Raw genomic sequence first — 9,313 nt, forward strand, 5'->3', positions numbered from 1 at the left:
TATGATGTCGCATCTGGAGATTGAAATGGACCATGGGACTGGCCCTGCGGCGGTGCGTGAGGCCAAGGACGATGCACTGAACGACTTTCGCATCGCCGCCGAGCCTTTTTTCCGACCTGTGGGCAATGAAGTTGCGCTGTTCGAAGCGGCCTTTGCCTCCCGCATGCCGGTGATGCTGAAGGGCCCGACAGGTTGCGGCAAGACACGTTTCGTCGAGCATATGGCGTGGCGGCTCGGACGGCCGCTAATCACCGTTTCATGCCATGAGGACATGACCGCGTCCGATCTCGTGGGGCGTTATCTGCTCGACGCGGACGGCACGGTCTGGCACGACGGTCCGCTGACTCTGGCCGTGCGGGCAGGCGCCATCTGCTATCTCGATGAGATCGTCGAGGCACGCCAGGACACCACCGTCGTCATCCATTCGCTGACCGACGATCGCCGCATCCTGTCGCTGGAAAAGAAAAACGAGGTGCTGAAGGCGCATCCCGACTTCCAGCTCGTCATCTCCTACAATCCCGGCTACCAGAGCGTGCTCAAGGACCTGAAGGAATCGACCAAGCAGCGTTTTGCGGCCATCGCCTTCACCTATCCGGACGAAGCGGTCGAGACCGAGATTGTTGCGACCGAGTCGGGGGTCGACCGCCAGTTGGCCACGACGTTGGTGCGCATTGCGCATCGCGCGCGCAACCTGAAGGGGCATGGACTGGAGGAGGGCGCTTCCACCCGGATGCTGATCAATGCCGGCCTGCTCGCCCGTCAGGGCATCTCCATCGAACAGGCTTGCGAGGTCGCCCTGGTGTTGCCGCTCACCGACGATCCCGACATGCGCGACGCGCTGAAGTCCGCCATCGCGGCTTGTATCTGACGACCGTGACGGAGCGAGCGCCGGCGCCGGCCAGGCGCGATGCGACCCATGAGGAGGCACCGAACCTGCAAGTGCGTGACGCCTTCCCCGGCGACTTCCATCCGGCATGGATTCGCGCATGCCGCCGTTTGTCCGGCGCTGGCTATGGCGAGGCGGTTTCCGACGCTTACATGCGTTACTCGCCCGAGATATCGAGGCTTGTCTCGCCGCCAGTGGCCATAGATCTGGCCGACCTCGTCTCGAGGCTCGCCATTCGATCCGGACGGACTGCGGCTTGCCTGCTGCCCGAGCAGGCAATCGCTGTCATTCGGAGTGCGGGAAAAGACCAGTTCCCCCGCTGGCTGCGCCTCATCGAATATATCAGCACCAGCGCAGCGGAATCGGTGCCGCTGGTGCTTGGCCAGATGCCGTGGCTTTTGGGGCAGGCCGAGCTCGACGGACTGGAATCATGGGTGCGCATCGGCATCAGGACAGCCGAAGGCGATCCGCAGAGGCGGCTGCGCTTCTTCAAGCTGGAAGATGCCGCAGCACTTCTATGGCTGCAACGGACCAGCGGGCAGATAGGCTTTGCCGATATGGAGTCACGCCTGAAGCCATTCCTCACCGCGCTGTGGGGCGACACGCCGCCGCTGCGCGAGACGCCGGCCAACGCCCCCGAGCAGGCGCGACGCCGGGCCGGCTTCGACGGCAATGTGGTGCGCTTGCCCTCATCCTTCCCCGGCTTCCAGCCCGCTGACAGCGAACGCCTCTACCGTGCGGCGGTCGCCCATCTGGCCGCGCATCTGCGCCTCACGCGAGAGCGCTTCCCTGTCGGCGGCCTCAAGCCGGCGCAGATCGCGCTGGTTTCACTGATCGAGGATGCTCGCGTCGAGCAGTTGGCCTTGCAAGAATTGCCTGGACTGGCGCGGTTGTTCCTGCCGTTTCACACGGTGACCACGGCCGCCACCGCCCCGGCGCTGTTCGCGCGGCTTGCCCGCGCGCTTGCCGATCCCGCCTTCGAAGACCCCAACCCTTGGGTCGCCAAAGGCCGTGACGCATTTTTCGCTTCCAGAGACGATTGGCACGATCAGCAACTCAGCCGCCGGATAGGGAATCTCCTCGGCAACGATCTCGGCCAGATGCGGGTGCAGTTCGATGCCAAGAACTATGTCGTGCAGCCGCCTTACCGCGACGACAATCTTGGCCTGTGGGATTTCGGCGATGACGACCAACCGGCCGAGGAGGCCGAGCACGTCCTGTCCGCCGCGCGTCTACGGCAAGAGGACAATGACGAACGTCCCGACCGCGCCGAACCCGAGAGCAATCCGGATGGCGATATCGGCCGGTTCGAGGTGGAGGACCTGCCGTTCGATGGCGTGCTGGTGGCACGCTATCCCGAATTCGACTATGTCACCGGCCGCGACCAGCCGGATTGGACTTCGGTGAAGGAATATCAGGCCAATGCCGGCGCTCCCGCCGAGCGGATTCTCCGGCTGCGCGAACAGCGTGCCGATCTGGCCAGCAGGCTGACGGCGCTGATCCGTTCGGCTCGTGTCAGCCGCGCCGAACGCCTGCGGCGACAATCGGAAGGCGAGTTCCTCGACATCGATGCCTGTATCGACGCGGCCATTGCACGGCGCATCGGCGAGTCACCGAGCCCGCGCATCCATGGCCGCTATGAGCGCCGCAGCCGAGACCTGTCCGTATTGCTTCTGCTGGATATTTCGCAGTCCACCAGCGAACGCGTTCGCGACGGCAAGCAGACTGTGCTGGAGGTCGAGTGCCAAGCCGCCGCGCTTCTGTCGCAAGCCATGTCCGGCCTCGGCGATCCCTTTGCAATTGCAGCATTCTGCTCGGACCGCCGCGAGGATGTGCGCTATATCAGGATCAAGAATTTCAGCCAGCCATACGATGGATTGGTCGAGGCACGGCTGGCGGGCCTGCAAAGCGGCTTCTCGACCCGCCTCGGCGCAGCCATACGCCACGCCGCCGCCGACCTTGCCGGCCAACGCAGCTACAGGCGCTTGCTGCTGGTCGTTACCGATGGCGAACCATCGGACATTGATGCCGATGATCGCCGCTATCTGGTCGAAGACGCGCGCAAGGCCGTGCAAGGTCTCAGCCGGTCGGGAATGAATACATTCTGCGTCGGCCTCGATTCCAGCGCGGAGGCCTCTCTCGAACGCATCTTCGGCCAGAAAAATGCCATCAGCATCGCCACGGTCGAGCGACTAACGGAGCTGTTGCCCAAACTCTATCTGACACTCGGGAAGTGAGTGCGGGTTGGTCACAGAGCGTCGACTGTCTGCTTGCTCTCGCTGTTCCGACAAAAGAACTCTTGGATAGCGGTGGCATTGAGAACGGGCGTATCCATGGCGACCCAGCCGTGCCGGGATCGCAATCAACAACGCTGAATGACTGGCGTAAGGGCATTTTGGCCGAGTTGGATCAGGTGGCCGACGCGGGAGAACGCTACGGCCTTTCCCCGCACTCGCCGAGCTGCCTATTCCGGCTTCGCTGCTATGGTTGAGTTAGGTCGCAGTTGCGGCCCGCGTCAAGGGCTGGTCTTCCTCGACTCCGCGCGAAAATAGCTCGCGGAGCCCGGAGGAGCCGTAGCTTTTTACCTTCTTTGTGATCGGGGCGGAGACCTTCGACAAGTTGCGGCCCGATGCCATCAAGCGGCGGCCTCGGAACATTCTTGAGCGCCGGCAGTTCAGCGCTAAAGGGATGGCTTCATGAAACGATTGGCTTTGTTGGTGGTCGCGGGTCTCATCGCAGGATGCAGCGATAACGGCGTCGATGGCTCGAAGACGAATTCGGTCAGCAACCAGCCGCCGGATAAGAATCCGCAGGTCGAAAGGGATCCAACTGCGGAAACGAGCACTGGCGGCGACCAGCAGGGCGTCCAGCCCGCTCAGCCAGCCGCCCCAAAGAAATAGGAAGTACTTTGGCCGACAGAACGAAAGCAGGCTCGAAATCGGATCGCGCTCCTGAACGTGACGCCGAGGCCCAGTCCGAGAAGCATCACAAGGGCGGCAGGAACGACGGCGTCGTAAGCGCCGATCCGCGCGTTATCTCGGGAAAGAAGGATGGCGATGCGACCTTTCCGATCAAGAAAGACGAATGATCCGCTTAAGGCGTCTCGAATGGTCACTCCAGTAAAACTGCATGCCCAATTTTCGTTTTGAGACCGTGGCTGGTGGCCGCTCCAGCATGATCGAGGAAGACTTTGCAAGTATCGACCTGGCCAGTCCCAAGGCTGTTGAATTGGCGAAGGCAGCGGCGAGTTCTTTTCCGCCAGGTGCCGACCATTCAGACTCCCACGTCAAAGTCTATGACGACGCGGGCTATCTGATCGCGACCGTCAATTTCTCCGATGTGCTGGGAGACGATCCATTGGACGAAAAAACCGACCCGCCCAATGAAGAGCCGGGCGTGTTGCGCTCTGGTTGAATTTCGATCGCCAGACCAACGCTACTGTTCAAAAGATCACGCTGCGCCCAGAAACGTTCATTGCGAGCGCTCATTTTTAAGCCAAACTCTAACGCAGGCCTTGTCCCTCCAGATAGCGCACGGCCCGACGCATCAGACCCTCCGCCAGAAAGGTTCGTGACGCCGGACTGCCGGATGGGGCTGCTGGCGGAACATTTCGCTCCACTTCGGACTGACTTGAGCGGCGCGTCTCCTGCCGAGGGAGGAGGACGAGTTGCGGGTAGGAACTGCGCTCGAGGTGCATCCAGCAACTCGACAGGAGCCGCGACATGAGAGACGGATGGCGTCCGTGGGTCCCTGCCAAACACCTTAAACCCTCGCATGAGGGAACGAAAGTAAGTCAGCGCAGTTAATCTGTCTCTCATCCTACTCAGGAGGCCGACATTGGGTCGCGGTATCTTGCTCTGGCTTTTGGGAATTCCTATCCCGATTATCATTCTGATCATGCTCTTCGCTCGGTGAGGGGCCGGTGATGGTCGATCTTGTATCGTCGGACACGCGATCTGACCCAACGGTCGAGGCGTCGTCCTCAGCGGTTAGTTGGGGACCGATAATCGCGGGCGCACTAGCCGTCTCCACGCTGACAGTCATCCTCATGTTGGTCGGCGCTGGGCTGGGACTTTCCTTCATTTCGCCTTGGAGCGGATCAAATCCCTCGCCGACCGCGACAGCGGTTGCGGCAGGCGTATGGCTGGTCATCGTACAATGGCTGTCGTCCGGCGTCGGGGGCTACCTGGCGGGACGATTGCGCACGAAATGGGTCAGTGTTCATACCGATGAGGTCTATTTCCGTGACACTGCCCATGGTTTCTTGGCTTGGGCTCTAGCCACTCTTCTTGTGGCTGGCGTGTTCAGTTCCGCGCTGTCCTCCATCGTTGGTGCGGGGGTCCAGGCAGCCTCCACCGTCGCGTCGGGCGCGGCGATGGGAGCGTCGGCGGGTGCGGCGGCCGGAAACCCCGCGACAGACACCCTGGGCTACTATGTGGACCAGCTATTTAGGCCCACGGACTCCGGTGCGGCCGTGGTCGCCGGTAACCAGACCCAGAATGCGGCGGTCGGCGAAGTTTCGCGGATTCTGGTAGCGAGCGCAGCCTCAGGTCAAGTATCGGCTGAAGACAAGGCTTACCTAGGCCGTGTCGTGGCATCGCGAACCGGACTCTCGCAGGCGGACGCCACCAAGCGGGTTGATACGGTTCTTGCTGGTATCGAGGAGGCGAAAAACAAGGCGAAGGCAGCCGCGGACAAAGCTCGAAAGGCCAGCGCTACCTCGGCGCTCATAGGCGCGCTTTCGATGATCATCGGAGCCTTCATAGCGAGTGTTGCAGCCACTATCGGCGGGAGACAGCGAGACGAAGAGGAAGCGCTTTTTCTTAGGGGATGAGGAGTCGATCGACAGGCACCTCCGTGTTGGAACAATGTTTTCTTGGTGAGCACGCGAGTAACGGGCCAACGACCTCGATCAAGAAGGTCGAGTATGATCCGGCCGGCTCCTATCGGTCTGGTTTGTGACCAGACGCCCTACTGAGGTCTATGCGGCATTCCGCCCGCATTTGTCAAAGGCCGCTACTTCAACGACTACATTCACAACCACTTTCACTATCGTATATCGCGCCTTTAAGATGCGGCCGCGGCGCTTCAGAAACGCGCCTTTCCTTCGCCAGCCGCCCGATACGGCGTGCCACACCGTCGATCCACCTGCGTTTCAAAAGTCGGTCTGGAGTTTGACCGGCGCGGGAAATCCTTCGACAAGTTCGGCGAGCCTGTCCGGGGCAAGTGCGCTCGATGCGCGCCCTGTCGGGGCCGCGACGGTCGGGCGCTATTATGACCCGCGCGACGCGGACGTGATCGGCAGAACAACTCGGCATGAAGGCTGCGTGCAAGTACTCCGCGAGACGCTCGACAAGTTCGCTGAGGGTAAGGCTAACCAGTGCGCGCTGCTGGCATTTAACCCTCTATACCCGCGCCTCATCGAGAGAGGCGCGGCCTGCGCTAAAGACTTGGATAGCTCCCGCGGTGGGGCACTTCAGAGGGTGTTCTCGCTGCTGGTCTTGCCGGAATCACCCCACACCAAATCTCCCTTGGAGACTTTCTGGTCCGGCGGCGCCGGCCGCCTCTAGGCGCCATTACTCCCGCACATGGGTGAAAAAGCGGAATACCGGCCAACCGGCAATTGCTTCGCGCAATTTTCTGAAAAGCTCCCCTTCCTTTTCGATGGCAGACCGAACCTGCACGGCAGCCCATCCGGCTTTCATTGTGCCGCCGACATGACAGTGACAAACAATTGCGTGCAACTGCCAATCCGCTAGCTCGAAGAAGCGCTTGGCTTCGCCATACGTATCGTTCTTCAATCCTTGCGCGCATAAGATTGGATCGGCGAAAGCGACGCTGAGCGGCGAGCCGAGGCATTGGGCTTTCTCGCGCACTTCAAAGGTCATGTATTCCGTACCGGGAAAGGCGGCGAGGCACCGCTCGGGATTTCGCTCGAGAAGCGCTGCCCAACGTTCCAAACGCTGACGTCGCGGCATGACCGGGAAGATCGCTTCGACTTGCGCGACGCCATTCAGGTCTTGAATTGTCTGATGTTTCATGGCCGTCTCCTGTTGCGAGGCGCTCTGCCTGCAGCAAACTCGCACAGGCCGGAGTTGCCTAAGTCGTTCTACGCAAGGGAACCTGCATTCGGTGGGGAAGTTCCATTGCCGAGAAAATTTAAGGTGCCCGCTCCTGCCTCCAATTCTTCAGTTCGCGTGGGCCTTCCGAGTGCAAACGGACTATGGCGTTTGACCCGCCGCCACTAGCCATTGAATGGGCGCGTGGGCATCGCTCACCTGGAGCGAGTGGCAACGAGCATCGGCCCAAATGGCGGATTGCCGGCTATCGACATCTGTCCGGGGGGCCGTGGCAAGGCGATCAACGCTTCGCGTGACTGATGTCCATGACGTCGAAGCTGCCCGCAAGGCAACGATGAGCCATGGTATAGATTGGATGAGCGGCGGCAAACCGAGCCTCGCCCGTCGATGGTCGCTCACGCCTGCGCAGCCGGGGACAGTCGAAGTGCGTTGCGAACCGCTGTAAGCAGTGACGTTGACGCATAGGGCTTCACCAGCCAGCCGAGGGGCTCCGCTGCCGCGGCCCGGCTGCGGGTAGCCTGATCGGAATGCGCGGTCGCAAAAACCGAGTGGAGGCCGTAGGTTCCGAAACATTCCACAGCGGTCTCGATGCCGTCCATTCGTCCGGCAAGGCGGATATCCATGACGGCCAGAACCGGGTGCCCGGATGCGGCTATTTTCAGAGCCTCTTCGCAGGGCGCTACGGCCGAGACGGCGAAACCGGCAGCCACCAGAGTATTTTCGGTCTCCATGGAGATAAGGTAATCGTCCTCCACGACCAGAATCCGCGCTGGACCCGCGGGCCCTGTCCGGCTGGAAGTCTGGCCGTCGGTCGCCAGAGCGCTATCTGTTTTGTCCGGCGCGTTTGTAGGCTGATCGGGGTCGCGGATGAGGAGCGTCACCGAACTGACGGTGGAGCGCCGTGCCGCTGGCGCGCTGCGCCCGGCAAGGGAAGCTGCGCCGCGGCGCACGCCGTCACTATCGTCGGGTTGCATGCCGCGCCCTTGCCCGCCTTGCTCTTCGCGGCCTCCTGTTTGTGCCCGAAGGGGGCGAGCGTGAAATGGAAGGGAGGCGCCGCGAAGGTGCGCGAACGAAAAATGGATAAAGCAGAACTTGAAAGGCTGAAGGACAAGGTGCCCTGCGCAGCGGTGCTGGAACGTGCGGGGTTCGCCCTCGACATCAAGCAGAGCACCCGCAAGGCGATGAAGTATCGCCGCGATGCGGCGATCATCATCGTCATCCATGACGGTAAGGGCTGGTTCGACCCGCTTGGCGACGACAAGGGTGACGTCTTTCGCCTGGTCGAACATCTCGAGGGCGTGCCCTTCGTCGAAGCCATGAACGATGTCGCCTGTCTCGTCGGCTTCGTGCCATCCGGGCCGGTCCGGCAGCGGGAGTCCCGCGATCGCGAGCCCGATCTGTCCATTTCGGAACGCTGGCAAGCCCGACGCAAGCCGTGGCGAGGATCGGCAACCTGGTGCTATCTTACCGAGGCCCGACATCTGCCCGAACACATCATCCGCGTTGCGGTCGCAGCTAGTGTCCTGTGCGAAGGTCCGCATGGCTCGATGTGGGCGGCCCATGTCGACGCCGGTGGCGCACTCACCGGCTGGGAAGAGCGCGGCCCAGAGTGGCGGGGCTTTGCCACCGGCGGCGCCAAGGTGCTGTTCCGGCTCGGCCGACCCGGTGCGCTTCGCCTTTGCGTCACCGAAGCGGCGATCGACGCCATGAGCCTTGCTGCGCTCGAGAGCTTTCGCGCCGACACGCTCTATCTCAGCACCGGCGGCGGCTGGTCGCCAGCGACCGATGCGGCGCTCCGCGCGCTTGTCGCGCGGCTCAGCGTCCGGCTCGTTGCGGCAACGGATAACAACAGGCAGGGCGACATATATGCCGGCCGGCTGCTCGCTCTCGCGGGTGCGGCAGGCTGCGGTTGCGAGCGTCTGCGCCCGGTCGCTGATGACTGGAATGCCGATCTGAAGACGAGAATTGGGGAAGGAGGAGAGGGGGAGAAAACCGAGGGCCGCATGCCCGCCGTTCGCCTCAAGGGTGAAGCTTCGCCCGGCTCGCGCCGGCCCTTGACCCGCCCGGGCGGAGAGGCGGCCGCGGGGGAAGGGTCCAGAAGGGCCGAAGAAGATGGTGATCCATAGGGGATGAACCGCGCTCCGGCCGCTCAAGGCCAAGGAGCGTCCCTATGATCCAATCCTCCATCCGCAAGATCTACTTCGGCGTCGCCGATCGCCGGCAGAAGTTCGAGGGCGTGGATATTGTTCGGGAGATGCGTGGAAGCCACACCTCACAGCACGGTTTCGAAAGCGCAGCACAAAATCAGATGCCTGCACGCTGCGCCGGAACGTAACGAAGCGACTTC

At 62.2% G+C, this 9,313-nt stretch carries 10 protein-coding genes; 8 read left to right on the top strand and 2 right to left on the bottom strand.

Annotation, left to right across the window (positions count from 1 at the left end; translation table 11 throughout):
* Positions 1–25 precede the first annotated feature (25 nt).
* From LB572_RS13675 to LB572_RS13700, 6 genes are all read left to right on the top strand, one after another.
* The gene (locus LB572_RS13675; protein WP_140801389.1) at positions 26–868 is read left to right on the top strand and encodes a CbbQ/NirQ/NorQ/GpvN family protein; all 843 of its coding nucleotides are present in this window, start codon (positions 26–28) and stop codon (positions 866–868) included.
* Complete coding sequence (locus LB572_RS13680) at positions 859–3,123, top strand: nitric oxide reductase activation protein NorD (RefSeq protein WP_224668070.1); 2,265 nt, start codon at positions 859–861, stop codon at positions 3,121–3,123. Before LB572_RS13675 ends, LB572_RS13680 begins: the two co-directional genes overlap by 10 nt.
* Before the next feature lie 459 nt (positions 3,124–3,582).
* The gene (locus LB572_RS13685; RefSeq protein WP_140801391.1) at positions 3,583–3,786 is read left to right on the top strand and encodes a hypothetical protein; all 204 of its coding nucleotides are present in this window, start codon (positions 3,583–3,585) and stop codon (positions 3,784–3,786) included.
* 8 nt (positions 3,787–3,794) lie between these two features.
* The gene (locus LB572_RS13690; protein ID WP_140801392.1) at positions 3,795–3,974 is read left to right on the top strand and encodes a hypothetical protein; all 180 of its coding nucleotides are present in this window, start codon (positions 3,795–3,797) and stop codon (positions 3,972–3,974) included.
* 41 nt (positions 3,975–4,015) lie between these two features.
* Positions 4,016–4,300 (top strand): hypothetical protein, encoded by a 285-nt coding sequence (locus LB572_RS13695; RefSeq protein WP_181179069.1) that lies wholly within the window; start codon positions 4,016–4,018, stop codon positions 4,298–4,300.
* A gap of 511 nt (positions 4,301–4,811) precedes the next feature.
* Positions 4,812–5,720, top strand: coding sequence for a hypothetical protein (locus LB572_RS13700; protein WP_140801394.1), 909 nt, complete (start codon positions 4,812–4,814; stop codon positions 5,718–5,720).
* Between the two features lie 742 nt (positions 5,721–6,462).
* On the opposite strand, the gene LB572_RS13705 is transcribed toward LB572_RS13700, so the two are convergent.
* A complete protein-coding gene (locus tag LB572_RS13705) occupies positions 6,463–6,927 on the bottom strand; it encodes a hypothetical protein (RefSeq protein WP_140801395.1) in 465 nt (154 codons plus the stop codon).
* A 434-nt stretch (positions 6,928–7,361) separates the two neighbouring features.
* Positions 7,362–7,940, bottom strand: a complete 579-nt coding sequence (locus LB572_RS13710; protein ID WP_224668071.1) for a response regulator — start codon at positions 7,938–7,940, stop codon at positions 7,362–7,364.
* A gap of 87 nt (positions 7,941–8,027) precedes the next feature.
* On the opposite strand from LB572_RS13710, the gene LB572_RS13715 reads away from it, so the two are divergent.
* Positions 8,028–9,092 carry a DUF3991 and toprim domain-containing protein gene (locus tag LB572_RS13715; RefSeq protein ID WP_412033560.1) on the top strand — a complete coding sequence of 355 codons (1,065 nt, stop codon included), beginning with the start codon at positions 8,028–8,030 and terminating at the stop codon, positions 9,090–9,092.
* Positions 9,093–9,136: 44 nt separating this feature from the next.
* On the top strand, positions 9,137–9,301 hold the full coding sequence (locus tag LB572_RS13720) for a hypothetical protein (protein ID WP_181179071.1): 165 nt from the start codon (positions 9,137–9,139) through the stop codon (positions 9,299–9,301).
* Positions 9,302–9,313: the final 12 nt, after the last annotated feature.

The sequence above is a fragment of the Mesorhizobium sp. BH1-1-5 genome (assembly GCF_020165615.1).
Classification (GTDB): domain Bacteria; phylum Pseudomonadota; class Alphaproteobacteria; order Rhizobiales; family Rhizobiaceae; genus Mesorhizobium.

Coding starts and splice junctions, on each gene's coding strand:
- LB572_RS13675 (WP_140801389.1), top strand. CDS start 26: ATGGACCATGGGACTGGCCCTGCGGCGGTGCGTGAGGCCAAGGACGAT.
- LB572_RS13720 (WP_181179071.1), top strand. CDS start 9,137: ATGATCCAATCCTCCATCCGCAAGATCTACTTCGGCGTCGCCGATCGC.
- LB572_RS13705 (WP_140801395.1), bottom strand. CDS start 6,927: ATGAAACATCAGACAATTCAAGACCTGAATGGCGTCGCGCAAGTCGAA.
- LB572_RS13695 (WP_181179069.1), top strand. CDS start 4,016: ATGCCCAATTTTCGTTTTGAGACCGTGGCTGGTGGCCGCTCCAGCATG.
- LB572_RS13710 (WP_224668071.1), bottom strand. CDS start 7,940: ATGCAACCCGACGATAGTGACGGCGTGCGCCGCGGCGCAGCTTCCCTT.
- LB572_RS13685 (WP_140801391.1), top strand. CDS start 3,583: ATGAAACGATTGGCTTTGTTGGTGGTCGCGGGTCTCATCGCAGGATGC.
- LB572_RS13700 (WP_140801394.1), top strand. CDS start 4,812: ATGGTCGATCTTGTATCGTCGGACACGCGATCTGACCCAACGGTCGAG.